General features: G+C 34.0%; 26 protein-coding genes, 1 pseudogene and 1 other annotated feature. Of the genes and pseudogenes, 3 read left to right on the top strand and 24 right to left on the bottom strand.

Annotated features, from left to right (window positions below; genetic code table 11):
* Nucleotides 1-9 precede the first annotated feature (9 nt).
* The 13 genes and pseudogenes from AAA915_RS02610 to AAA915_RS02670 all read right to left on the bottom strand — a co-directional run bounded on the left by AAA915_RS02610 (nucleotide 10) and on the right by AAA915_RS02670 (nucleotide 15,034).
* The gene (locus tag AAA915_RS02610) at nucleotides 10-1,338 is read right to left on the bottom strand and encodes a PTS sugar transporter subunit IIC (protein ID WP_338199616.1); all 1,329 of its coding nucleotides are present in this window, start codon (nucleotides 1,336-1,338) and stop codon (nucleotides 10-12) included.
* Nucleotides 1,335-2,570 carry a DEAD/DEAH box helicase gene (locus AAA915_RS02615; RefSeq protein ID WP_338199830.1) on the bottom strand — a complete coding sequence of 412 codons (1,236 nt, stop codon included), beginning with the start codon at nucleotides 2,568-2,570 and terminating at the stop codon, nucleotides 1,335-1,337. The genes AAA915_RS02610 and AAA915_RS02615 overlap by 4 nt, the downstream gene beginning before the upstream one ends.
* A complete protein-coding gene (locus AAA915_RS02620) occupies nucleotides 2,567-3,274 on the bottom strand; it encodes a GH25 family lysozyme (protein ID WP_338199619.1) in 708 nt (235 codons plus the stop codon). The genes AAA915_RS02615 and AAA915_RS02620 overlap by 4 nt, the downstream gene beginning before the upstream one ends.
* Before the next feature lie 135 nt (nucleotides 3,275-3,409).
* Nucleotides 3,410-4,411 (bottom strand): NAD(P)-dependent oxidoreductase, encoded by a 1,002-nt coding sequence (locus AAA915_RS02625; protein ID WP_338199620.1) that lies wholly within the window; start codon nucleotides 4,409-4,411, stop codon nucleotides 3,410-3,412.
* Nucleotides 4,412-4,564: 153 nt separating this feature from the next.
* Complete coding sequence (locus tag AAA915_RS02630) at nucleotides 4,565-4,936, bottom strand: pyridoxamine 5'-phosphate oxidase family protein (protein WP_338199622.1); 372 nt, start codon at nucleotides 4,934-4,936, stop codon at nucleotides 4,565-4,567.
* Between the two features lie 93 nt (nucleotides 4,937-5,029).
* Nucleotides 5,030-6,214, bottom strand: a complete 1,185-nt coding sequence (locus AAA915_RS02635; RefSeq protein WP_338199624.1) for a metal-dependent hydrolase family protein — start codon at nucleotides 6,212-6,214, stop codon at nucleotides 5,030-5,032.
* A 47-nt stretch (nucleotides 6,215-6,261) separates the two neighbouring features.
* Nucleotides 6,262-6,501: a binding site (T-box leader), on the bottom strand.
* A gap of 614 nt (nucleotides 6,502-7,115) precedes the next feature.
* Nucleotides 7,116-7,280: a hypothetical protein gene (locus tag AAA915_RS02640; RefSeq protein ID WP_338199627.1), complete on the bottom strand. Its 165-nt coding sequence runs from the start codon at nucleotides 7,278-7,280 to the stop codon at nucleotides 7,116-7,118.
* Between the two features lie 193 nt (nucleotides 7,281-7,473).
* Complete coding sequence (locus AAA915_RS02645; RefSeq protein ID WP_338199629.1) at nucleotides 7,474-7,959, bottom strand: prolyl-tRNA synthetase associated domain-containing protein; 486 nt, start codon at nucleotides 7,957-7,959, stop codon at nucleotides 7,474-7,476.
* A gap of 107 nt (nucleotides 7,960-8,066) precedes the next feature.
* A pseudogene (locus tag AAA915_RS02650) lies at nucleotides 8,067-8,306 on the bottom strand (restriction endonuclease); the annotation flags it as partial.
* 23 nt (nucleotides 8,307-8,329) lie between these two features.
* Nucleotides 8,330-10,348 carry an ATP-binding protein gene (locus tag AAA915_RS02655; RefSeq protein ID WP_338199631.1) on the bottom strand — a complete coding sequence of 673 codons (2,019 nt, stop codon included), beginning with the start codon at nucleotides 10,346-10,348 and terminating at the stop codon, nucleotides 8,330-8,332.
* Nucleotides 10,349-11,365 (bottom strand): SIR2 family protein, encoded by a 1,017-nt coding sequence (locus AAA915_RS02660; RefSeq protein WP_338199633.1) that lies wholly within the window; start codon nucleotides 11,363-11,365, stop codon nucleotides 10,349-10,351. It abuts the gene before it with no gap.
* Between the two features lie 318 nt (nucleotides 11,366-11,683).
* A complete protein-coding gene (locus tag AAA915_RS02665) occupies nucleotides 11,684-13,537 on the bottom strand; it encodes a DUF2075 domain-containing protein (RefSeq protein ID WP_338199634.1) in 1,854 nt (617 codons plus the stop codon).
* Nucleotides 13,538-13,693: 156 nt separating this feature from the next.
* Complete coding sequence (locus AAA915_RS02670; RefSeq protein WP_338199636.1) at nucleotides 13,694-15,034, bottom strand: KAP family P-loop NTPase fold protein; 1,341 nt, start codon at nucleotides 15,032-15,034, stop codon at nucleotides 13,694-13,696.
* Nucleotides 15,035-15,301: 267 nt separating this feature from the next.
* Here AAA915_RS02670 and AAA915_RS02675 point away from each other — a divergent pair, with 267 nt between their 5' ends.
* Both AAA915_RS02675 and AAA915_RS02680 read left to right on the top strand, forming a co-directional pair.
* Entirely contained in the window at nucleotides 15,302-15,736 is a 435-nt protein-coding gene (locus AAA915_RS02675; RefSeq protein WP_338199638.1) for a LytTR family DNA-binding domain-containing protein, read from the top strand.
* A complete protein-coding gene (locus tag AAA915_RS02680; RefSeq protein WP_338199640.1) occupies nucleotides 15,733-16,191 on the top strand; it encodes a DUF3021 domain-containing protein in 459 nt (152 codons plus the stop codon). Before AAA915_RS02675 ends, AAA915_RS02680 begins: the two co-directional genes overlap by 4 nt.
* Nucleotides 16,192-16,327: 136 nt before the next feature.
* Here AAA915_RS02680 and AAA915_RS02685 read toward each other — a convergent pair whose 3' ends face one another.
* The 7 genes from AAA915_RS02685 to rlmD all read right to left on the bottom strand — a co-directional run bounded on the left by AAA915_RS02685 (nucleotide 16,328) and on the right by rlmD (nucleotide 20,943).
* The gene (locus AAA915_RS02685) at nucleotides 16,328-16,690 is read right to left on the bottom strand and encodes a TIGR02328 family protein (protein WP_338199642.1); all 363 of its coding nucleotides are present in this window, start codon (nucleotides 16,688-16,690) and stop codon (nucleotides 16,328-16,330) included.
* The gene (locus AAA915_RS02690) at nucleotides 16,687-17,022 is read right to left on the bottom strand and encodes a YbgA family protein (protein WP_338199644.1); all 336 of its coding nucleotides are present in this window, start codon (nucleotides 17,020-17,022) and stop codon (nucleotides 16,687-16,689) included. The genes AAA915_RS02685 and AAA915_RS02690 overlap by 4 nt, the downstream gene beginning before the upstream one ends.
* A 77-nt stretch (nucleotides 17,023-17,099) precedes the next feature.
* Nucleotides 17,100-17,804 (bottom strand): DUF6994 family protein, encoded by a 705-nt coding sequence (locus AAA915_RS02695; RefSeq protein WP_338199645.1) that lies wholly within the window; start codon nucleotides 17,802-17,804, stop codon nucleotides 17,100-17,102.
* 24 nt (nucleotides 17,805-17,828) lie between these two features.
* The gene (locus AAA915_RS02700; RefSeq protein ID WP_338199647.1) at nucleotides 17,829-18,095 is read right to left on the bottom strand and encodes an AbrB/MazE/SpoVT family DNA-binding domain-containing protein; all 267 of its coding nucleotides are present in this window, start codon (nucleotides 18,093-18,095) and stop codon (nucleotides 17,829-17,831) included.
* Between the two features lie 186 nt (nucleotides 18,096-18,281).
* Nucleotides 18,282-18,863, bottom strand: a complete 582-nt coding sequence (locus AAA915_RS02705) for an NAD(P)H-dependent oxidoreductase (protein ID WP_338199649.1) — start codon at nucleotides 18,861-18,863, stop codon at nucleotides 18,282-18,284.
* A complete protein-coding gene (locus tag AAA915_RS02710; RefSeq protein WP_338199651.1) occupies nucleotides 18,860-19,399 on the bottom strand; it encodes a TetR/AcrR family transcriptional regulator in 540 nt (179 codons plus the stop codon). Before AAA915_RS02710 ends, AAA915_RS02705 begins: the two co-directional genes overlap by 4 nt.
* A 191-nt stretch (nucleotides 19,400-19,590) precedes the next feature.
* Nucleotides 19,591-20,943, bottom strand: a complete 1,353-nt coding sequence (gene rlmD / locus AAA915_RS02715) for a 23S rRNA (uracil(1939)-C(5))-methyltransferase RlmD (protein WP_338199653.1) — start codon at nucleotides 20,941-20,943, stop codon at nucleotides 19,591-19,593.
* Nucleotides 20,944-21,116: 173 nt separating this feature from the next.
* On the opposite strand from rlmD, the gene AAA915_RS02720 reads away from it, so the two are divergent.
* Nucleotides 21,117-21,827 carry a Bax inhibitor-1/YccA family protein gene (locus tag AAA915_RS02720; protein ID WP_294605866.1) on the top strand — a complete coding sequence of 237 codons (711 nt, stop codon included), beginning with the start codon at nucleotides 21,117-21,119 and terminating at the stop codon, nucleotides 21,825-21,827.
* Nucleotides 21,828-21,894: 67 nt separating this feature from the next.
* Here AAA915_RS02720 and AAA915_RS02725 read toward each other — a convergent pair whose 3' ends face one another.
* The 4 genes from AAA915_RS02725 to gatC are packed head-to-tail and all read right to left on the bottom strand — an operon-like array spanning nucleotide 21,895 to nucleotide 26,021.
* Nucleotides 21,895-22,815 carry a diacylglycerol kinase family lipid kinase gene (locus AAA915_RS02725; protein ID WP_338199656.1) on the bottom strand — a complete coding sequence of 307 codons (921 nt, stop codon included), beginning with the start codon at nucleotides 22,813-22,815 and terminating at the stop codon, nucleotides 21,895-21,897.
* Between the two features lie 30 nt (nucleotides 22,816-22,845).
* Nucleotides 22,846-24,276 (bottom strand): Asp-tRNA(Asn)/Glu-tRNA(Gln) amidotransferase subunit GatB, encoded by a 1,431-nt coding sequence (gatB, locus tag AAA915_RS02730; RefSeq protein ID WP_034977233.1) that lies wholly within the window; start codon nucleotides 24,274-24,276, stop codon nucleotides 22,846-22,848.
* 3 nt (nucleotides 24,277-24,279) lie between these two features.
* Nucleotides 24,280-25,719, bottom strand: coding sequence for an Asp-tRNA(Asn)/Glu-tRNA(Gln) amidotransferase subunit GatA (gene gatA / locus AAA915_RS02735; protein WP_338199660.1), 1,440 nt, complete (start codon nucleotides 25,717-25,719; stop codon nucleotides 24,280-24,282).
* A complete protein-coding gene (gene gatC / locus AAA915_RS02740; protein ID WP_338199662.1) occupies nucleotides 25,719-26,021 on the bottom strand; it encodes an Asp-tRNA(Asn)/Glu-tRNA(Gln) amidotransferase subunit GatC in 303 nt (100 codons plus the stop codon). The genes gatA and gatC overlap by 1 nt, the downstream gene beginning before the upstream one ends.

Below are 26,021 nucleotides of genomic sequence, written 5' to 3' on the forward strand. Positions count from 1 at the left end.
TTTTAGTAATTAATATTGACGAGTAAAATATGGTTGTGGCGTGTTAGAATCAGCGATTTTATCAGCCGCAAAAACAAATGGCGTCCATATTGCCAAAGCAATTAACATGTTAATAATAGATAGTACAATTGCACGCCAATCATAATTGCAAGCTAAAAATGGTCCAATAATTGGTGGTACAACTGCCGGTACCGCCACTTGCACAGGATTAACCAAGTTCATCATACTTACACCATAAGCAAAAGCCACGTTAACTAGAGGTGCAGCCACAAACGGAATAAAGTATACAGGATTAAGCACCACGGGTAACCCAAAAATTATTGGCTCGTTGATATTAAAAATTCCAGGAGCCAATGCGACTTTGGCAATCGTGCGATAATCACTGCGTTTTGAAAAAAGCAGAATAGCTACAATCAACATTAATGTGCCACCTGCTCCACCAAACCAAGCAAAAGCATCAAACGACCCACGAACCCAAATAAAAGGCGCTTCTGTTCCCGCACGAGCAGCGGTAACATTGACATTTTGTGCAGTTAGCCAAATTGAATCTAAAATCGGTGCCCAGACGCTTAAGCCATTGAAACCAAAAAAGCTGAAAATTTGCACTAATAAGGTCACAAGCATTACCATACCAAAACCTTGACCCAATTTTACCAGTGGGGTTTGGATTGAATTAAGGAGCCAATTGCCAAAGAAAGTACCCGTAATTGTCTGAAAAACAAAATTAATCATGCCAACACAGAAAATGGCAATGATAGCAGGAATAAGCGAGTCAAAAGCCATTTGTTCCGCATAAGGCAAATTAGCAGACAAATGAAGCTTGATTCGCGCTCTAAAGCAAATTGCAAAAATTGTCACGCCAATTGTCCCAAATAAAATCGCGGTAAAAATTCCCGTAGTTGAAAATTGAGAGATATTAAAAGCTTTATGAATAGGAATAATTTTACCATTAACTTTAAGCTTAGTTAGGTTGGCGATACTCATTGCCAAAGATGATAATGAAACAATTGCTCCAGCAACTGGATCAACTTCCATGCTTTTAGCCAAGTGATAACCTAAAGACATTGACAAAAAGAGTGCAAATAAGGCAAATGTCCCCCGCCAGACAACGTTGCAGACTAAAGAAAGAGGCTGCATAGCCCACGCAAAAGTTTTCCAACCTAATTCGGTTTTGGCCGCAGCAATTAAGCTTTTAATCAGAACAGCAACTGAACCGGCAATGGTGATCGGCATCACGGAAACAAATGCATCCCTTAATGCTACCAGCCAGTGAGTTTGTCCTAATTTATTTGCTAAAGGCAAAACATAGTCTTCAAGCCAAGCAACTAATCGACTCATTTTTGCTCCTTTCTTTTTAAATAATGAGGATGATATCCCTTATTTTTGTTTTTACGCTTTTTATGTTTTTCTTTTGAAGCAGCAATCTGCTTTTTTTCATTTCCGTCCTGTTTTTTATTTTCCTTTTTACGTGGCATTTTGGTTGACAAATGAAAGCCAGCAAAATATACCCGCTCAATTTTAACACTCTGAGCAAGTAATTTCTTCAGATCACGAAAGTCATGATCATCCCCTATGCTTACAACAAATCCCTTTGCGCCCATGCGGCCAGTCCGACCGGCACGATGCATATACGTGTTAAACTCACTCGGAATATCGTAATTTACCACATAAGTAACACCTGGAATATCTAAACCACGAGCCGCTAAATCCGTTGCCAACAATAACTTAATTTTACCAACTTTAAAATCATTCAAAGTAGCTGCTCTGTTTTGCTTACTAAAATCATTAGCCAAGATGCCAAATTTAGTTTTAGTATGTGCTAAAATGCCTGCAAAATGCATCATTGTTTGATTGGAGTCAAAAAACAAAATTCCTTTAAAGCCGTCAAGACGCATCAAGCGTTGAATAAAATCAATTTTATGAGCATTGTCTATTTGCAAAAAATAATTTGCTACGGTTGTTTTCTGTTCCGGTCTGACATCAATTGTAGTAAATTTACGAGCAAAAATATCTTCTGCTTGTTTGGTTATTTCAGACTCTGTAGCCCCGAAAAGTAAGATTTGCGCATCTGCCGCCAAATTTTGTCCTAAAGCACTCAACAGCTCCATTTTATTAAATTCTAAAACATCGTCAGCTTCGTCGATAACTAAAGTCTTTATTTGATTAACTTTAATGCGATTAACAGAAAAGAAATCGAAAAAACGTCCTGGTGTGGCAACTACTACTTCAGGGTGTTTTTTCTTCAAGTTGTCTTCCTGCCGCTTGCGATTGCCAGCGCCTACAAGCGTTATGCCCGTTAAATCAAGGGCACTAATAAATGGATTAATAGCGTGCCGAATTTGTACAGCCAGCTCTGTTGTGGGAGCAATAATTACTAAACTATTCGGCTTCCCTTTTTCCAGCTTTTCTAATGATGGCAATGCATAAGCCAAGGTCTTTCCCGTCCCCGTCTTAGCAAGAGCTATACAACTTGCACCATTTAAAATAGGGGTACGCGTTTCTTGCTGAATCAAAGTTGGTTCAGTCATTTTTAATCTGGTTAAAACTGCTTGAATTTCTTTTTTCATTATTGTGTTAACTGTCCGTATTTTTCTTTGTACTGGGTAACCGTGCCATTGTATGTTAACATAACTACCCCGTCTTCTAAGTTCTTAACTGATTTTACCCGTCCGTTATTGGTATAACGCCAAAACGAATACTGCATCTTATCCGGTGCTTTCCTGCCACCAGTAATAAATTGCACATCATGCGGAAAATACTTTTTGTATCTCACAGCAACATCTACTATGACCCGTTTATTCAGTCTTAAAAGCATACCGGTGAATTGTGCCATTTGCTTGATATATGCTATATCATAATTATCAATTGCTGGCTCAATCCAAATTGGTAAACTTCCGGTATCAGTACCTACCTTTTTTAAAAAATATTGGTAATGTTGCATGGGTGTAGATTCATTACTGTATGCAATAACTGTCCCAAAAGCTAATTTTGTTCCTAAAACTTGATCACGATATGATAAATAATCATCGTCAAAGTATGATCGCCCCTGTGTGCTTCTCAAATAGACAAATGAAATGCCGTTGGCTTGCAGCTCATGTAAATCAACATAGCCATAATCCTGATTTAATTCCACACCGATCGCACTCGCATTACCATTTGGCGGCAGCGTAGTTTGATTACGCATGTTGGCAATACCCGCGAGAAGAAGGATGATTGCGACGATGAGTAAAATTAAAATCGCGGGTAACGTAAACTTATGATGAAACCTTTTCATCTTTTTCTCCGTTTATTTTTCTACACCTGTACATTATAGCAATATTTCTGCTATACTTGCCAACTACAATCTTAACAATAAAAAAGTGACCGACTTTACAGTCGGTCAACTTTTAAACTAAAAATAAACTATGAGCTATTCTTCAACTAAGTAAATTGGTTTTTGACCATTTAATACTCGTTTAACGTCTGTCATACTGTGTTCAATCATGTTTTTGACGGAAGTCTTCGTGTAGTATGCGGAATGAGGCGTAAAGACTACATTAGGCATTTTGGCTAATTCTTGGTAATCTGCAGGTAATTCAGAAATATCATTGAATTTCTTCATAACAATTGCTTCTTCACCAGTCATTACGTCAAGAGAAGCACCAGCAATTTCTTTATTCTTGAGCGCTGCAATCAGATCGTGATTATTAACTAGAGGGCCTCTAGCCGCATTAATCAAATATGCAGTATTCTTCATTTCCTTAAATTGCTTGGCACTAATCATATCTTCCATTGAGGGCTCTAAAGGCGTATGGAGGGTCAAGATATCAGCATTCTTAACTACAGTATCAAAATCTGTATACTCTAAAAATGCCTCATTAGCAGGATTTTCAACCAAATCGTAGCCAATCACTTTAGCGCCCAACGCATGAAACATCTCTGCCACACAAGAACCGATACGACCTACACCAATAATACCCACAGTCTGGTTATAGATCTCATCACTCATTAAGTTTTCTTCACGAACAAAGTTAAGATGTTCCTTTTCATTGTTTAAAATAGGACCCCATTTTCTTAACAAGTACATTGCAGATGTCAGAGTGTTTTCAGCCACTGCTCGCGGAGAATAAGCTGGTGTATTAGTAACGATCATATGATACTTGTGAATAAAGTCAAAATTGACGATATTATAGCCAACAGACCTTAAGGCAATCTGTTTGATACCATAAGAGCTTAATTTACGATAGACCTCTTCCTCATCTATATCAAAGACCTGCAAAACACTGACAACATCATAACCTTGCGCCATCTCCACAGTCTTAGCATCAAGCTTGTCATCAGTTGTGACCAAATCATCTTCTGGATGATTTTCGTTCCACTTATCTACATAGACCTTTTGCTCCGGGGTCATATTGTAAAGTAAAGCTTTCATTAGTAATCCTCCTTTTTTGGATAAAAATTTATATCTATTATTGTATCTAAAATTAATATAAAATTAAAGATATATTTAAAAAAGAATGATTAATAATTTTTGCTTAAAAAATAAAGTGGAAGACTATTTTAGATTTAACCAAGTGTTTTAGTATTATATCTTTTGCTCAATCTGATAAATTTTGACTTGCAAAACTTCACGCATCCAAGGAAAACGACTTTTCATTTCGTCAAATTCTGGCCCTTCAGCAAAAAATTGACCGGTTCCCTTAACATGAAAACCAGCTCCAGGTCCAGCTGTACCCTCAACTTTTTTAGAACCCATAGTTAACAGCACATGATTATCTTTGGCAAAATCGTTCTCAATGCTGTGCATACCAGCAGCTGGTATATACAGACAGTTCTTTTCCTCATCGACTTTCACGTAAGACATCCAAGTGTTCACTACACTGGCAGGATTAGCATTAATAGTAACAATGGTAACAGGTCCTTCATCTTTCATGACGTCTAAAAATTTTTGATTCATTTTTTTCTCCTTCAAAAATAAAAGAAGCCGCTTTTTTAGTAGCTTCCTTTATTATAGAACATTTGTTCTAAATTGAAAATAGTTTGCTTATATTTAGTAAGCTCTTTTACCCTTTTTATAAACTGCCTTATCCTTTTGAACAACAGCACCAATTTTTTCTAGTGGGTTTTCATCAAGTACTAAAAAGTCTGCGTATTTGCCCTCTTCTAGCGAACCATATTCATCCGCAATTTTTAGTAGTTTGGCAGAATTATAACTGGTTTCCAAAGCTTCAAAATTAGTGAAGCCTTGTTCTACCAGTAAAGGCAATTCTTGCGGAGTCATCGTGAAGTCATTAAATGGAGTTCCAGCATCAGTACCCAAAGTGATTTTGACACCAGCATTTTTGGCCTTAGTAATATTGCCGCGTAAATCTTTCCACGCTGCCGCAATTTTATTCATTTCCCAATCTGGAATTTTACCTGGAGCATATTCGATGAATGCCCAAGCTCCAACTATTGTTGGCGTCAAATATGTTCCTTTTTCAATCATCAATTTAATTTCTTCATCATTAACGTAAAAGCCGTGTTCAATACTGTCAACGCCAGCCTTAATCGCGTTCAAAATTCCCGGATTTCCTTCCGCATGTGCGGCTACAGTTAAACCCTTGTGGTGAGCTTCTTCTACTGCAACGTGCATTTCAGCTTCACTTAGTTGAGGATCATCAAGAGAATCGTTTTCAGTCATTACGCCACCAGTCGCCATGACTTTAATTGCTTTGGCACCGGCCTTAATTCCTTGGCGAACAGCTTTACGCATTTCATCCGGTGAATCGACCAGCACACCAAAATTGGGCAAATCACCATGTCCACCAGTCATAGAGAATGGGTGACCTGCTGGCACAATTTCTGGGACCTTAGTTAACTTATTTTTCTTAATTAAATTATTAAGAGCAATATCGATATTATAAGTGCTGCCACATTCACGAATATAAGTAACACCAGATTTCAATAAATCATGTAAATGTTTTACTGCACGAACTGTAGAGGACACTACGTCAGTTTCACTACCACCATCGGGGGTCAAAGGATCCATAATAATATGTGTATGGCAATTGATTAAACCGGGAATCACATATTTATTTTGTAAATCTACCGTCTGATCAGCCTCAGATGCAATACCCTCACCTATTTTGGTAATCTTGCCACTTTCATCATCAACCACCAGCGTGGTATTAGATTGAATTTTATCATCAATCCCATTAAACAAATTAACGTTAGTATAAGCAGTTTTAGTCATCTAAAAACCTCCATATTTTTGTATAAAAAAGCACTCATCCTTTTCTTCTTAAGGACGAGTGCTCGCGTTACCACCTTTTATTCATTTATTACTCACGTAATAAACCTCATTAACTATCAAACAATAGCTTGCAAAAATAACGGATGCAACTCCGCTATTGGCTGATTATCACCAATAGACATCAATTAGAAGCCCATGTTCACTACATATTGCTAGCTGACTTTCACCAACTTATCAGCTCTCTTTATTAGTAATAAAATAGTTACTCTGCTTTGCAAGATGTTTGCTATTTAATTGACTTTTAATCTATCATTTTTTCTTAATTATGTCAACTCCATAAAAGAAAAATAAAGATTAGGCAGTACTCTTTCGGGGGTATAGCATAAATATTTTTACTAAAAAGCAGCAAAAATTATTCGCTAAAACGAATTTTCCGTTTTAGTCATGCTTTACTGATGCTTTTAAAAAATAGTCTCGTTTAACATGATGATATTGCTTTTATTTAGTTTATTGCCAAGTAATTAATAACTGCTTTACTGCCCGCACCTCCAAATACGACTTTAAAATTAGTTATTAATACCACTATTAAATGTTCAGTCAGAATGCTAATAATCAATCTATCCCTACTCATATGCGTTTTTTATAAAATTAGTTCTTAACCAGCTTTTTCCCGAGTGATTAACTAACAATCCTTTTTCCTGAAAGGGGGGGTAAAATATAGCCTCAACTTTTTGCTATAATCAACCGCTATTTTATTTCAACGTTGATGAGATATTAGCAGATTTATCTAGAAATGACCTAAAAACTATATTCAAAATCATTGACTAAATAAATACTTTATATTCCAACTAAACAACAATTTTTTGAGAATTTAAGTTTATACACAAGAAAGAAAGATACTTTAAATAATACAAGATAAAGTTACATATTTTTGAATCATTATCACAGTTAAACTTATAACTACTTTTTTAACATCAGCTTTGTTACCATCATTAGCTGCGTTCAGGTCTTTAATTCTTTGTGCATTTAAAGCAATATCATAGTCCTGATCGTCGATTAACGGCAACGAAAAAGATTTTACAATGAAAGACTAAATAATTTAACCAATTAAATTCACAAATAAAAATATTTACCTTTTGTTAATAATTTAGTGGTATTTATTTAATAAATATATACAAACAAATCGCTCGTATGTCTTTAACATAAAAAAGACACAAATTACAAGTTTGCGTCTTAATATTCAACAGTTACTGTTTGGGCTACATTTTCACTACTTTGACTGGGTTGCCCAAATTCTTTATGATAGCTATCAAGTCTTGTGGATCTAGCCAAATAGTAGCTGTATTGTCGTTGGGATGAACAGCGATTCTAGGCTGGTCACTAAAATATGAATCTAAGTAAAAGGGGATTTCATGGTAAGAATCGTTTAACAAACCTAAAGGTGTGACCGAGCCAGGTTCCAAATCCATTTTTTCTTTCAAATCTTGCGGTGAGGCAAAGCTAAGCCTGCGGGTGCCATTTTCTTCACGAAATTGCCGTAAGTTGACTCTTTTATCGCCCTTAATCGTCAAAAGATAGTAGTTTCGTTTTTTATCATCCCTCACAAACAGATTTTTAGCATCTGCTTCAGGGTGCGGCAGAGCAATTTTTTCCATTTCTGCCATATTGTAGACAGCTTGGTGTTCTACTATCTCATATTTAATTTCGCGTTGATCCAGGTAATGTAATGTTTCGTTTTTGTTCATTCGGCGTTATTTTCTTAATAGATGCTGTTTGGAATTTTACTTCATAAATTTTAAGTAGAAAGTACTTTAAAGAGTATTAACCAGCACCTAGTCTCTGCTAAAACAATTTAATCTTTATCGGTATAAAACGATTTTAACTTATAGGTAGTCACCGGTTCAACATAATAATTGTACTTTGCCACCAAATCACAGATTTCGTCACCATTAATAAGCGTAATAATTCTTGTACCCTGACGTGCTGTCTTAATCGCGCCGCGAGTAAAGTCAGAATTAGTAATAAAAATACCAAATTCCGCGTTGTATTTATCCATTGCTCCGCGAAACTTATCTATTTCAGGAGCGGGAATATTAAATTACTATTATCTTCACCTTAATTTTTCCACAATTTTGTAAGCTTAACATCGTCGCTTTTAGGTCTAATTGATTTCTCTTTATCCACTTTTAAAAGCACGGGTATTTTTATTGCATTACCGGTTACTAGTGCTTCACCTTTTCCAAGAGTGGGCAGCATTTTATATGAATTTTTATCTAATGTTGGAACAGTCCGACTTAGCATATCAAGATCATTATCATTTACTAGTCTGTGTATAAAAAAGTTATGAATTTGAGACATAATAGTAGAAGATATGTCAGCCGGTCTTTGACTTGCTAATGTCAAATAAAAGCCGAACTTTCTTCCTTCTTTTATTATTTCTTCGAATACGGATAGTCTATAATCTTGCCAATTATCACCATTTTTTATATGCTCAGAATTAAGAATGTTATGAGCCTCATCTATAATTAGATGATAAGTAAAATCAATAGAATCTGTATTACTTATTCTTTTCTTTTGAATATCATAAAGCATTTTTGAAACCATCATTGGAATTAGTCTTTTCATTTCTTGATTTGTATTTACTAAAGAAATTATATTTAAACTTTTGAATTCGCTTTCGACTGCTTTATCTGTATTAACTAGTTTTATAATTGGTTCTAATCTTTCTAATGTTTCATTAATTCTTCCGAATAATGGATTTATATAATCAGAATTTGTAGTCTTCCAAGCTGTTTTGAATATTTTTTGGAATTTCAAAAAATATCTAATTTTTTGAATATCAGTCTTTTTTTCATAGAGATTTGCTATCTCATCTCTGATATTTAAAACTTCAATTTTTGACTCTTCACTTAATTCACCGTTTTTAAACATGTGTTTTATATCAGATGATTCATTTATATCAATGTAAACATTCCCATAACTCAAATATTTTTGAGAATCTTCTAAGTAATCTAAAAATTTATTCTTGACCCCCATATCATGTGCTATATCAATCCAGTCCTCAATCGCAATAGTTTCAATATTTCTAAAATCCCTTAACAAAGACTTTAGCAAGCCTACTTCAAGATTTGCAAAATTTAGTGAAATTTGAAATTTATTTGATTTTTGTATAAAACTTTTAAAACGGATAGTCTTTTTAACCCTACGGATAGTCTTTTTAACCCTTGGGTTAATATATAATAAATTTAAATTTAATAAATTTAAATTTTTGCCTGAAAAAAGCAAACAAGACTTTAAATGCACTATTAGATTATTTTCAACTTTATTTATTTTTTTGTATTCTCGAATTGCACTTTTTAGGAAGGGAACTTGAGTAGCTTTTTTCGCACTAAATAATAGTGATAAAAATTCGGGATCTAAAAAATATTCTTTAGTTATTGGAATTTTATCTGTTTTTCCTCGTGTACTAATTCTAAAAATTCTTTTGTGCTTTTTTTCTACCCCAAACTGTTTATCTTGCGTATATTCTCCGTTAAAATCAATTACAACAAACCTGGATTTTTTAAAAATACTTTCTCTATACTTAGATTTAAATAGCTCTAGGTATAGCTTATGTAAAGTATTTGATTTCCCACTTCCAGTATTCCCGAAAATGCCTATATGAGAAGCAAAAAATTCATTAATTGGTAAATTTATTTCTTGTCCCTCTCTAATCGATTTCCCAATACTTATTGTAGATCCTACATCATCAACATCATAAATTGCTTTCAAATCTTCCTTAGTTGTAATCACAACCTTGTTTCCAACCATTGGAACATATTGACTCGTAAGCTGAAATTTGTTTTCGTCAATTACCCCTTGCGTTTTTAACATCAAAATTCTATTTATTGAATTTTTCCTATATCTATTATCAAACTGTTCACTATTAACTGTATTTTGTTGATCTTGGATTTTTTCTGAAATAACAGTGGAAACAATTCTAACATTGTTTTGTTCAATGGTAAGAAAGGCACCTATTTTAGGTCCATTTAACAAACTTCCATCCCAAAGAAAAGTAGAATCATTAGACATATTATACATACCTACTGTAGCTATATCCCCATCAACAGCTACAATTACTCCTAATGCTTCCATTTATAATTTTCCTTTCAAGGCTAATGTTAGATCCTTCAGTTCCAACTTATCCTTATTTTTAAATTGACTCGGCTTAATAAATTTAAAATTTTGTGGAATTTCTCGATATTCATAACCTAAATTTTTCTTTATATTTTGTTCATCTTTATCTTCCCAACAAAAGCATTCAATAAGTAAACTTCTGTTTCTTAATGCTCTTCGAATCATTCTGGCAATATGATCATCTTGAAAAGAAAATCCCAAAATAAATAAAACGGACTCAGGTTTGTCTAGTTCTAGCTGGAAAACTCGCAACATATCGTGAAAGTGATTATCCATAAAAGTATCCCTACCTTCATATCCAGTTGGAGGTACTACCATGGGACTTTTGACAACTTTATTTCTAATTTTTACTTTTGCATCCTCACCTTCTCCAACTTTTTCCCAATTTACAGAGCCATGCGGCTTAATTAAAGTTAATGATGGTAGTTCATCAATATAATTATTATTTAATCCCTCATAAGAAACTGTTCTATTGAAATTTGAACTATCCAAAAATCTATTAAAATAGCCCCTAGCACCATCATTAAAAACCAATGAAACTTCTTCTTTTAATACCTCGTCAACAGCTTCTTCGATAAAAAGATCATAATTTGTAGTAAAAATGTTTGCTTCTCGAGGTGTTTCTCTGGAATTTGAAAAATTTAATATTACAGAAATACTTCTAATAAAAGCTTTAAACTCACCTAGTTTCTTTTTTTGGGTATCATCGAGAGTTTCATTTCGATTTTCATTTAATAAACGTTTACTAACTTTTTTTATTTGCTTAATCAACTTTTCGTTTTTTGCAATTTTTTCTTTTTCCTCATCACTTAGATATCTACCTGATACCTGCAAATTTTTTATTGCTTTTGCGGTCGGTTTTTTTATTTGTGACATCAAACTGATTGCCGGAGAGGAGGCTCCAGAACCAATTAAAAAGTTTAATTTTTTTGTGATAGCAAGGTTTCTTAAATCTTCACTTAAATTATTTTCCATATTTTTTTCCTACTCAAATGCTTGTCATTATTTAATCCAACTATAATAATAGTATCCTATCGAAAATAAATATAGTCAAGGTTAGTTTTTAAATTAACTTTTAAGCATAATCTTAAGAGAAGTAATCAACGGAATAACTTCGGAGTATTCCAGCGGATACATAGAAGTCTATAATCGCAAAATTGAATAAATGAAGCGAATAACTTTTATGTTCAGTACAGACTTGCAATTTTTATTATTTATCTAACTTATCGTAAAAAAATATTAACTTGGGTTAAGACTTAGTTTAGAGGTTTTAATGGCTAATTATTAGTAAAATTAAGATTTATTCTTTGCTGCCTCTTTTAATGCATCTTGTAATTCTTGATCAACAGCATAAATATAGAGACCATGAACTCCTCTAGTCATTAGAACGTTAAACTCATTTTTTAATAATTCTTTTGCATAACTTTTTTTAGAATTTCTTTTATTTATTGCTTTTCTATTTTCACTGCCTTGATAATCATGAATTATCTTACCATCTCGATATTTCACAGATGGACCTAAAACTACTCCAACATAGTTAAGATCAAATCCCTGAACCGTGTATAGAGATCCTATTTCATTAATAGTGTAGTCTTTTTCAGCCCAAGGTAAATCACTGTACTTTACTGTTCTTAAACGAGATTTATTTAAATTCTTTTCCTTATCTTTATATCTGATTCTTTTTTCTATATGATCTCTTCTATTAATTTCATAATTCCATGGCATGCTCCAATTACCAGTCCTAACTTCCCAATACCTTTGTCCTTCTGGTAATTCTTCCTTACCACCAGAATATTTCCAATCAAAAGTAGCCACCATACGACTTATTCCGTGAACTTGGGAATGATTTTTCTGTTCAATTGCATTTTGCATTAACATTGGAGAATCAAATATTTTTATTTCATATTTTCTATCTTTTGGAATTGGCCCTATTGTTCCTTCGTCAATTAGTCGGTGAATCCATTCAATGGTCTGATCATTAGCATCAATTCTTAATTGATCTTTTAAGTATGTAGTTTCACCACCTGTTTTTTCAACTAAAGTTTCTAAATATCGATTATCAATTATTGAATCAATTGATAAAACTTGTTGAGGATCAAAAACAGCTACTACAACTCTTGCTCTTTTCAAAATGTCATCAATCATTTTGTCACCATGCCCATAATAGGCTTGACTTTTTTGAGTTAATAACAAGTGCGCTTCATCAATAATAACAATATCATCTTTATTACTTTCGGTTGTTTTTCTAATAAAAGTTGCTGGCTTTAATACTTTAATATCAGAATCATTTGGAAAAAGTTTAGCTGCAATTTCCTCATAAACTTTTAACTGCTCATTTTGATTTACTAATAACGTTATCTTTAAATGGTGATTATGATTTGTCTTCTTCTTAACAGAAGAATCATCTAATCTATCTTCATGAATCAAATCATAAAAAATATTACTTACCAAGACAGTTTTTCCAGTTCCAGCTTTACCTTCAACCAAAATCAATTTTGCTTCATCAAGACTAGTGGCTGATCTAAGGGCCTGATCAATTTTAAAAATTACTTCCGTTTTAACTTTAAGTTGTTCATTTGTAAGTTTATTAAATGGAGAGGATTTAAAAATAGCCTTTGTTTTTAAGTCTTCAGCATCTGGAAATAGATTCTCGTCTTTTTTATGTAGCTCCGACCATATTCTTTTGAATAGGTCATCAAATTCTTCGTAATCATAATATTTATTCTGTTCATTAAAACGGCGATTATTTAGTCTTGAAACAGCCGAAACACTGCTTAGATACTGCATAAGCCTATTTTCAATATCCAGTGTCATAGATTTATTAAAGTGCTCTTGTCCTATGACATACATTTTTGCATTAGTTGAATGTTTAAAATCCGCAAAGTCGACTCTAACCTTAGGATCTTCACCTAGATGTTCAATCGTTCTTCTTTGGATATCATTAGTCTCACCAACATAAACTGAATATTCCTTGTTTCCCGAAATTTTTGAATTAATAATGTAGACAGTTGGATATTCTATTAGTAATTTTTCTGCTAATTTATTATTTTTATATTCATCATGAATTTTATTTTCAAGTTCATTAGCACTTTCTACATCGTATTTTGTATCAAAAATTACAGGGTCTTTAATTAAATCTTCTGACAAAACTATTCTCCTAAATAATAAATTTCAGTAACATGGCTTAATTATGAATTTTGATATAACTAGTCGTTACAATAAATATTAACTGAATATAACTTTTATATTTTACTTCAATCTAAAAATGACAAAAAATTATTAATTAGGTAAATTTTAATATGCTTATTTTTTTGTAGCTTTAGCATCTTTATCTTCATAAACCGAATCATTTGATACTAAACTTAAAATATCATTGACTTCTTTTTTTAATTTATAAGGTTCTCTAATATAAATATTCTTTGGTTCTTTAGTAATTCCAACAGATTCTACAATTTCATTTCTCACAAAAATACAATCGTAAATGTCCTTTGCAGCTTTCTTAAGAGTATTTGAATCATCAGTCCACAAATAATTTAAAAAGATTTTACTCGATGCCAAAAAATTAATAAAGTCTGTACCGTCATTATAATAAACAAAAGCATTGAATTGATCGCTATCGACCATCTTAAGTGCAATCATATAGGGAATTATAAAGAAATCTACTATTTCATTACCATTTCCGAATACATCTGCATGGTAATTAGAAGACAAGAATCTATTTTTAATACCAGTAATATCTATCATGCTTGTAAAATGATTCTGTTCTCTAAGACTAAAATTGAATTTTTGAGTGATCTCGTCACAATACTTTAAATACATTTTTTCATCTGAAGACATACCCTCTATATTCTCAGAAGTATAATTTGCATCTGGTAAGCTGATAATCGAATAAAAAAATCGATCAAGGTATCTATCACCGTTAAAACTTGAACCATAAAGCTTTTTTATTGTATTTTTTAATTCATAAAGATTAACGGAAAAAATGAAGGTAATTTTATTATTATCAAAAAAATGTTGTACTCTTTCTAATAGCTTAACAGCATATGTTGGACGACACCTATCTAATTCATCGATGAATAGAATTAGACGTCCATTTTTTGGAATTAAAGAAGCTAATTCCTTCTTGAATTTGGCTTCAACATTTTCTTCTGTATGAAAAATATCTAAGATATTATCAATATCAGTTTTGGCAATTTCTTTGGCTGCTATTTTAACTAATTCTTTTCCCGCTTCAAAAGCTACAGTCTTAGCTTTCGTTTTAATATTAAAAGCAGTTGTAGCTATACTTTTGGATAAAGACACAATAGGATCCAAATCACTATCATTTTTCCAAGCATCAAAATAAACGGTTCTAAAATTAATTTTTGTAAGTTTAGAAATCTCATCTTGGCCTATTACATCTAAAACTTGATCCTTATATTCATATTGATTCTCTTCATTTAAACAGTCCAATACTAATTTACATTGTTTTACAAAAAATGTTTTCCCTGAACCCCATCGCCCATCAAAAGCAATTGAGTATGAATCATCTTGATAATTAAGCATTTCTATAAACTTAAATAAGCTATTATTTCTTCCAACACTGTTCTTAACAAAAGTATCTATTATATTTTCTTCAGTTGGTTCTAGATCTCTTTTTTTCAAAATTTTCTTCCTTTCTATTCAAAAATGCAATTTTAAGTTGATCACCTTATTTGATTTGATAGATGCCATCTAATCTTAGTTCATCTCTTTTAAATTATACTTTAGTATATTCATGCACTCAAACCCTCTTTTAATTATAAAAGTTAAATTTGAACCAGAAACACAAATTTTATAACCATTAATAACATTTATTCCACCATTTGCAGTAATCTGGGATAAAAATGAAATTCATCTACTATACTTATTAACAGAAAGGAGAAGCCAGAAATGAAAATTAATTGTCACGTCGACCCCAATATTAGCGAAGAACACGGTGAATTATGGATCAAAAAAATGACACCAGCAATTAATGAACTTTTGCAAAAATTAGCACAGTCAGAAAATTCATTATGGTGCCATTATCAATCTCAAATTTATCCGATTAATTTTGAAGACATTTATTCACTTGAAGTTGCTAATAGAGATATTAATGTTTATACAGAAAAGCAGCAACTTACATATAATGATCGTTTATCAAATTTGAAAGCAGATTTACCGAATTATTTTATTGAAGCTTCACGCAGCGCTATATTTAATTATCAACACATCGATCACCTTGAATTACTTAATAATGGGTTAATCGATGTTGTTCTGACTAATAAGCATCGCGTACAAATATCAAGAAGAAATATTAAGAACCTGAAAGAGAGGTTAGGAATATGAAAAACACAAAGAGATTTATCAATTATTTATTTAATTTTGCCGTTAGGGGAATCTTCATTGGCTTAATGATTTCTATCTTTTGCAGTTATGCATCACACAGCTCAGTTTACGTTCCATCCAGTCCATCTTTTACGACAAAATTTAGCGATTTGCTTAATGCTTTTAGCGCCTCAATTATTCTCTGGGCGGTTACTGGAGTATTTTTCGGTTTTGGCAGTTTTATCTTCACTATTAACCAATGGTCATTATTAAAGAAGACGGTTATAAATTTCTTCACCTACTATTTTGGATTTGTTTTCTTGGCCCTTTTAGCTGGTTGGGTTTCGTTAAACTTGGTTAACTTTACAAAATTTACTGTGATTTTTGTCATCATTTACTTAATTTGCTGGTATTATAATTACCATAAAATTGCAAAGGAGATTGCAAGTATTAATCATAAAATCAAAACAAAGTAATCTAATTACAATGGCAAAATAAAAAGTTGAGCATTCATGTGACAGTGCTCAACTTTTTTACTTGCGTTTCTTAAAATAATCTAGGAAATTATCAACATCCAGTGTCAATCTTGCAATTTTTAGCAAACTAAACTTATTACAAATCTATTCCTTTTTGGTGCAAATTATCCAAACAACTTTGTAAATATGCATCGTCGTGCTCTAGGTAAATTGGATCAGTCCACGGAATAGCCGGTAAACTTTCATACTCAGGACAATATTGTCCTCTATAATAAGGATCAAACCATTTAATATCTGGATGATAATGGCGCCGTTGCATTTCAGCTAATACTAACAAATGGAATTGATACAATTTATATGGTGAATACTGAAAAACATAGTTAACGGTGGCATGCGGTTTGCCCCAGCCACGTCCGCGCAAAGCGGCAATTTCACGATGTTGCCCCAAAAGTTGCTGCCTTGGCAATCGCCAAATTAAGTCTTGATGCCATAATCTCATGATTTTTCTTTGCACTCCTGAATTAAACGTGAGTTTAATAAATAAGAAACTTGATACTTTTCAGCTAAACGACTTAAAAATGGACCCAATTCATCTTCTGTTGGTGACAATTCTTGCAATAAATGTAAGTAAGTTTGTTTTTCCTCTTCCGTACAAATTTTTTTAAAATAACCCCAGACATGTTGATAGGCGTTGGTTAAAGTTTTAACTGTTGGAGTTTGACTGGCTGCTTTTTCTAATAAGTCCCTGAATTCAATATTTTTTTGTTCTGACCATTCGTTGTCCTTAGCCAGCAGCCTAATCTGCTCATAACACTGTTGCGAATGAGCCATTACCCAATTAATAAACTCTTCCTAACTAAATTTTATTACTAAATACTGTTTCGCAACAAATGATTCAAACTAATTTATTAAAACAACTTATCCAAAGTTAATAACCGTTCCATGTATCGTTTTTGAACATTTTTGTTCTTTGCTTTACTCTGAAGTTGCTGTAAATTGCCATTAACAGCTTTTCTTTGTCCAAATTCAATATCCAGCACATCATAATTTTCATTAACAAAATCTTCGAAGTGCATTTCATGAACGAATTTTGGAAAATCATTGTTAAAAGCATCTAGCCAAATTTTAGTATTATTATTTTGATAGGCTTTTTGCATTGGCGTTTCTTTACCCATAAAGTAATGTTTCAAATCATATAACAAGTAATCAATGCGATCGTGATAAATTTGATAGCGATAAGTATTTATTGTTGGAACTTTGTGCTGAGGCCATATGAAATGTAACTTTACACTTGATCTGATTTTGGCGTAATTTGATAAAAATTCTGGCATACTTGACCCCAAAGCTTTTAAACTTTTAACACCACAAATGATATCTGCTGACATTTTTATCTTTTGATTTTTGACGTCAACAAATAAATTACATTTCTTGCATTCTAAATTATATTTAAGAGCTAGATCTTTGTATAATTCAACATCACAATTATCTGGATCTTCATATAAAGCATCTTCAACATTTTTGATCATTTTAGGATCATTAGTTTCCAACCAACTGTAATAATTACTTTGATAGAAATTTTTCAAACGTTCAATGTTTTTTAAATATACTTGCAAAAGTCGTTCGTTCCCCTAACTTTATTAGCCATTAATCATCCAGTCATGGAAATCCGGTGATTTTTCAGGGTCAAAATAACCATTTTCACCGATTTTGACATCCTCAACTGGAATTTGCTTAACCAAATTAGCCCAATCTAATGCCGTTGGTAATTTTTTGATAGTAATTTCACCTTTTTTTAGCTCGAATGACACTTTGCTACCCTTTTTCAAACCTAAAGCTTTTCTGATTTGTATTGGAATAACTACTTGTCCTTTTTGTGAAACTTTACCAATCAAAACGCGGTTCATAACTATGCCTCCTTTTTAGTTTACTTCTATTAATTGTTTTACCAAAAATACCTGTTAATGCCCAAAATTATATCAATTAATTTTGTTAACAAAGTATTTGACATCAATAAAGCATCGCTTAAGAATAAATTATTTAGTACAAAATTCTCTTGTTTGTTAAACAATTGAAAAAAAAGTGGAAACTTTTTAGCTAAAAGTCTTCTTAGTTAATTGGTCTAAGTATTTCTTCCTTCGTTCAAACGAAGAATTAGTAATACCACCAAAATTTTGCCAATAACAGTGCCTAAACCCTAATTGGCGCATAGTTTTGTTAATGAAAATTTTTTTAATAGCATTACCTAAAAAGAAACGAATATACCATGTTGGTGAAGTTGAAGTGGTTAGCACATAGCAATGTTTAACATTAGTCAACTCACCTTTCACTCCTATTTTAGTAACAGTGTGTGATAAACCTTCTCCTTCTTTCATCACCTTGTCAATAAAGCCTTTTAACATCCCAGGAATATCATTCCACCAGTAAGGTGTAATAAAAATCACAGTATCCGCTTGTTGACATAGTTTTAGGTATTTAGTAACTAAAGAGTCGGTAGTTTGACCTTGATGATAGAGCCTCAGTTCTTCCTTTGAGTACACTGGATTAAATTGATCCGCATACAAGTCTATTATTTCGTATTTCCGATGAGCAGCACTTAGATTTTCTTTAATTATTTCTAGTTCCGCATGGTTAAAGCTCTGATCATAGGGATGACAATAAATTATCAAAATCATTTTTTACTACCCCCAATCATTTCATTTAAGGTTTTTTCAACTAAAAGGGGCTCATATTCAGCTACCCCGTTTATGATTAACAACGAATACCCTTGAATAAAGGCCCAAATCTGAGTAAAGAATTGTTGATCAGTAACTCCACCACTGTTTATCTGATGAACTAACCTCATTACCTGATCGTAAAATTGAAAATCATGATTGGCATGTTGGTAAAAATTCTGCAAACTTGAATTAAAAAATAGGAAGTTGATAAGCTTCGCCTGTTCCTGGCTCAACTTACAGAATTCATTAGCTAATGAAAGTAGTTCATCCTTTGGTGAACTCTCAGAAGTAGTAATCAGTTGTTCAGCAAATTGCTGTGATAATTTAATCGATACTTGGTAAAACAACTCATCCTTGTTTTGAAAGTATTTATAAATGGCCCCAGTAGTCATTCCTATTTTTGTTGCCAATTTACGCATTGATAAGTTCTTATAATCATCTGTTTTAATCCATTCTATCGTTGCTTGAATGATTTTATCTTGTGTATTGTCCATTTTACATACTTCCTTAAATAACACCGTTATCTGCAATTAACAATATAACACTGTTATCTGGATACGTCAATAAGACTAATAATTTAAGATATTACCAAGTAGAAAACAAAAAGTGTACTAATTCAAATCATTAAAAATGAATTAGTACGCTTTTATTCTATTAAAAATGCCACTACACAAACATTTAATATTTATTTCCTAGTCCGTTTCAACACCGTTACTACTTCAACATGCGGCGTTTGTGGAAACATGTCAACGGGGTCAATTTGATTAAAGGTGTAGCCTTCATTTATAAATTCCTGCAGATCGCGAATCATAGTTGCAGGATTACATGAAATATAAACAATCTTCTTCGGGTCAGTTTTTACCGCCGCCTCAATAAATTCTGGTGTTAGTCCTTTGCGTGGCGGGTCGACAAAGATGACATCAGCTTTCATCCCCTTAGCAGCCCATCTTGGCATCACTTCTTCAGCTTTACCAGTCACGTATTTCGCATTGTTGATACCATTCAGTTTGGCATTATTATTGGCATCTTTCACCGCGTCAGACACACTTTCAATTCCGCGAACAGATTTGACGTGTTTGGCAACACTTAAACCAATGGTTCCAATACCAGAATAAGCATCAATCACAATATCGTCAGGCTGTAAATCAGCTTTTTTAATAGCTAAGTCATATAAGCGGGGTGTTTGCAGTGAGTTGATTTGAAAAAAACTTTCAGGGGAGATCTTAAACTTAACATCACCAATTTGATCCGTAATTTGTGGTTTACCAAAGATTAAGTAATCAACTTTACCTAAGATAACGTTGGTCTTCTTCGGGTTATAGTTCAAGACTAGGCTAGTTATGCCATCGATTTGTTTAATTGCCTCTGCCACTTTAGGTAACTGTGGAAAATCCTTATGCAAACAGACCAAGATGACCATAATTTCACCAGTGGCTTTACTACGGCGAACATCCAAGTATCTGATTTCACCTTGATTATGAATTTCATCGTATGCTGGAACATGATACTGTCTTAAAATATCACGCACAGCGACTAAAACGCGGTCAATTTCAGGATCAGTAGTAAAGAAATTGGTCAGAGGCACTAAGTCGTGTGAATGTTTTCTAAAAAAGCCAATTTCAAGCTGGCCCTTAACTTCACGCACTGGCACCTGTGCCTTATTACGGTAGCCAGTTTGTTCTGGACTAGGCAAAGCCTCGCCTACTTTTACATCATCTAAATGTGCTTTCTGCAGTAAATTTACTACTTGATTACGTTTAAACTCCAGCTGCTTATCGTATTTGATGTGTGCTAAAGAGGCTAACCCAGTTTGAACCCACTGGTTAAGTTTAATGTTAACCCGGTCAGGGCTTTCCTTGATAATTTGTTCAATTTTAGCAAAAGCAAAGTGTTTTTTTACTTTTAAGATCCTGGCTTCTACCGTTTCTCCCGGTAAAGCATTGTTGACAAATACTGTCATGCCCTCATAATGAGCTACTCCCATTGCTTCATAAGATAAATCGGTAATTTCTAACTTAATAATTTGATTCTTTTCCATATTTTGTCCTTTTTTACAAACACTAATTAATATCTTTATTTTACTAAAAATCCCAGCAAAAGTAATGCAGATACCGGTTTCTTAATATTGGATTAATTTCAGCTTTATCCCTTCACACTCAGTGTTGTCTGTGTTACTTTTAATACTAATAACTTAAAGAAAGGACGTTTTTCATGAATAATTATGATACTAATTCAGACAGGCGCCAAATCCATACCATCTCCGAAACCAATACTTTTCTAACTAAAATGTATGCCTTGATGGCCGGTGCGGTTCTTGTTTCTGCGTTAGCAGCCTACTTAACAATGACTGTATTCAGAAGTGCTGTGATGAACATGCCAGTGGCCATGATGTGGCTCATTTTATTTGTCCCATTTGGCTTATCAATGGGTATTAGTTTTAAAGCTGACCGCAATCCAGTTGCCAGTTTAGTAATGTTAACGATATTATCAGCAATTTACGGTTTTGAATTTGCTTTAATTGCAGGCTTTTATACCGGTACGCAAATCACTTCTGCCTTTGTTTCAGCGGCAGCGGTGTTCATTGCCATGGCTTTGTTTGGCACTTTTACTAAAAGAGATATGACTAACTGGAATTCTTACTTGAGTGCTGCTTTACTTGGCTTTGTGGTTGCTTGGATAGTTAATATGTTTTTACGTAACCCTGCCGTTACTTATGTCTTCTCATTTATTGGTGTAATTCTTTTTACAGGCTTAACTGCTAGTGACGCCAATAAAATGAAAGCCATTTACACTAATTATGGTGACCAAGTTTCAACCAACGGTTTAGCAGTTCTTGGCGCATTACAACTTTACCTTGATTTCATTAACATTTTTATGTTCTTAATAGAAATCTTTGGTGGCAGTGGTAATAGTCGCAACTAATAGATTTTGTTACTAAACTAAAGAAGCAATTACTCGTGAAAGTAATTGCTTCTTTTTTGTGCTTTATTTATTCACCAACGAAAAATTCAATTCGTTGTTGTAAATTTTTAAAAGTAACAGGACAATAATCACCAATTTCACCATCAAGGTTAACCGGCAATTTTTCACCTTTGCTTTTACCCATTAATTCAATCTTTAAACTGCGTGTCTTGGTGTAAATAATGTCAGGATCATCGACGTGCTTGCCGTTTAAAGCTAAAGCCATTAATTTTAACAGCTTTACTGGATCAGACGGCTTAACAATTATTAATTGAAACAAGCCATCACTTAACTCAGCATCAGGCATAATTTGTTCAAAGCCACCGATAGAATTGGTCATCCCCAAGAGAAGCATAGACAGCTTACCTTCGTATACGCCCTCATCATAGGTAAGACGAAGTTCATTTTCAGTAAGATGTGGCAGCATTTCCGCACCTTTAATTAAGTAAGCAGTATAGCCAAGTGCAGACTTTACTTCTGACGGAACACCATATGTCAATTCAGTCAATGAACCACAAGCAGCAATATTAACAAAATACTGAATGTCATTAGCAAAAGTTGCCTCACCAATATCCATTTTACGGGTTTTATTTTTGAGAATAACTTTTGTCGCTTCGGCAATATCATCTCGAGGAATATGCAGAGCACGAGCATAATCGTTAGTGGTACCAGCAGGAATAATTGCCATCTTTGGTCTTTTTTCCAAATTTGCAATACCGTTTACCACCTCATTGATGGTGCCATCACCGCCAGCAGCAACAATCAGATCAAAGCCTTCATTAGCTACACGAGTTGCTTCTTTTTGAGCACTCTGCTTTTCAGGTTTAGTTCTAAATGCACTTGCCTCATACCCAGCTTGTTCCAAAACGTCCAATATATCCGCGACATTTTTAGGCATCTGTTCGTGACCAGATACAGGATTATAGATCAATCTTGCTTTTTCAGTCATAATTTCTACCCTTATTACTTCAAAACTTACTTAACGCTTCTGCAATTCTTCGTTCAGCAACTTATTAATTACCTTTGGATTAGCCTTGCCCCTGGTTTGTTTCATCAACTGACCAACAAGATAACCAATTGCACGATCCTTACCGTTCTTAAAGTCTTCTACCGATTGTGGGTTGTTATCAACAACTTCTTTAACCATAGGTGCCAAAACGCTGGTATCAGATAATTGCACCATACCTTTGTCTTCAACGTATTTCTTAGGATCTGTACCATTAGCAATTGTCTCTGCAAAGACCTTCTTAGCTATCTTAGAAGAAATCGTACCATCTTTAATCAGTTTAATCATGGCAGCTAAATGTTCTGGTGTCAACTTAATATCAGCAAGTTCAACCCGATTATCATTCAAATAACCATTAACCTGGGTGTTCATCCAGTTAGCAGCAAGCTGTGGATCAGCTCCTGCAGCAACCGTTTGATCAAAGAAGTCTGAACTTTCTTTGGTTTGCAAAAGAACATTTGCGTCATATTCTTTCAGACCAAATTCATTCACGTACTGGTTGTAACGTTCCTCAGCTGAACGTGGCAGAGTTGACTTGATTTCATCAATCCACTCTTGGCTGATATGATCAGGAGCAATATCAGGTTCAGGGAAGTAACGGTAATCAGCATCGCCTTCTTTGACACGTTCCAAAACTGTTTTACCAGTTGCTTCGTCAAAGCGCCGAGTAGAAAGTTGCACGCGACCACCAGAAAGTAAGACTTGAGCTTGACGCTTTTCTTCATATGCCAAAGACTTACGCACGTGTTCAAAAGAGTTCAAGTTCTTCATTTCAACTTTAGTACCCAGTTCCTTTTGCCCAGCAGGTCTAATGGAAATGTTGGTATCAACACGCATAGACCCCTCTTCCATCTTAACGTCGGAAGCACCGGTAAATTGCACTATCTTACGTAATTTTTCAAGGTAGGCATAGCCTTCATCAGGATCAGCAATTTCTGGCTCAGAAACAACTTCAAGTAAAGGAACACCCTGACGGTTTAAGTCAACGTATGAATACCCGTTTGTACCATGAGTATTTTTGCCGGCATCTTCCTCGATGTGCATTTCATGAATTCCAATGCGCTTTTTCTTACCGTGAGATTCAATTTCAACGTAGCCATCACGAGCTAGTGGTTGGAAAAATTGGGTAATTTGATAAGCCTTAGGGCTATCTGGATAGTAGTAATTTTTCCGATCAAAATGAGTAGTTGGCAAAATATGAGCATGTGTGGCCAATGCAACCATGATGCCTAAGCGATAAACGTCCTTGTTAACGTAAGGTAAAACACCTGGCATCGCCCAATCAATTACATTTGTTTCAGTGTTGGGTTTAGCACCATAACTTACTGGCGAAGGTGAAAAAATCTTACTTTTAGTTTTTAATTCAAAGTGAACTTCGAACCCAATCGTTGATTTAAAATTCATCAGTTAATCCTCCATTCCAGTTGGTGTTTTTTCATAAAACTTATTGCTTCGCTCGATAAAATCAGCTACTTGGAAAATACTACCTTCATCAAACCGTTTGGCCATAATCTGCAGTCCTACAGGCATTCCATCAACTAAACCAGCAGGAACACTGGCAGCAGGAATTCCTGCTAAGTTGGCTGAAATTGTCAAAATATCATTGTTATACATTTTGATTGGATCAGAAATTTCACTGCCGATGCCAAAAGCAGGAGTAGTGGTGGTTGGACCAACAATAACGTCATTTTCAGCGAAAATCTGATCGAATTCATCACAAATTAACGTTCTCACTTTAGAAGCTTGTCTAAAGAAACGATCATAAGAACCAGCTGAAAGAGCAAAGGAGCCTAACATAATCCGGCGTTTAACTTCTTCGCCAAAACCTTCTGAACGAGACTTAACGTAAACATCTAATAGGTTCTTAGTATCTTGAGCACGATAGCCGTAACGAATACCATCAAATCTTTGCAAGTTTGAAGAAGCCTCACTTGAAGCAATAATATAATAGTCTGGAACTACATACTTGGTTAAAGGTAAAGATACCTCAGTGATAATTGCTCCAGCATTTTCCAAAGCATCAATTTGTTCTTGAATTGCCTCGCGCATATCGCCATCAACCGCAGCCATATATTCTTTAACTACCGCTACATGCATACCCTTTACTTCTTGACCAATATACTTGGTAAAATCAGGAACTGCTCTGGTCGAAAGAGTGGAATCATGGTCGTCACTACCCGCGATCACGTTCAAAACTTCAGCTGAAGTTTTTGCTCGTTTACTCATCACGCCGATTTCATCTAATGAAGAAGCAAAAGCAATTAAGCCCCAACGTGAAACTCGACCGTATGTTGGCTTGATACCAAAAATGCCGTTAAACGCGGAAGGTTGTCTGATCGAACCGCCAGTGTCTGAACCTAAAGCAGCAACGACTTGGCCTGAGGCAACAGCAACAGCTGAACCACCGGAAGAGCCACCCGGTACTTTGTCCAAATTCCACGGATTATGAGTAATACCAAAGTATGAATGTTCAGTAGAAGAACCCATCGCAAACTCATCCATGTTGGTTTTACCCACAAAAGTTACTTGCGCCTTTTTTAGTCTTTCAATAACAGTCGCATCATATACTGGAATATAATTATCTAGAATATGGCTAGCAGCTGTTGTTTTAACACCATCCGTAATAATGTTGTCTTTAATGGCAATCGGAATTCCTGCAAGTTTATTGTGAGCAAAGTCTAAATCACTTTGAGGCTTTGCATCTTCTTGAACAGTAATCCAAGCGTTTAACTTATCATCCGTCTTTTTAATATTATCAATTGTATCTTGCGCTAATTTGTCGGCTGACAAAGTCTTGTGGGCAAGTTTTTCATTTAAAGAGTCAATATCTTCATTTAAATAATTCATTACTCGTCCTCATCCTTATTAATAATTACTGGAACCTTAATGAAGCCATTGGCCTGTTCAGGAACATTTTTCATTAATTCAGCTCGATCTTGCCAGTGTTCAGGCTTGTCTTCTCTAAATACAGTATCACGATCAACAACCTGAACTGTTTCTTTCACACCATCAGTATTAACTTCTGATAATTGATCAGCCATATTAATAATTGAACTCATTTGTTCAGTTACTTTGCTGATATCTTTTTCATCAATCTCAAGCCGCGACAAAGTCGCAACGTGTTTAATTGTATCTTCTGTAATTTCCAC

This window comes from Lactobacillus rizhaonensis (assembly GCF_036246345.1).
Taxonomy (GTDB): Bacteria; Bacillota; Bacilli; order Lactobacillales; family Lactobacillaceae; genus Lactobacillus; species Lactobacillus rizhaonensis.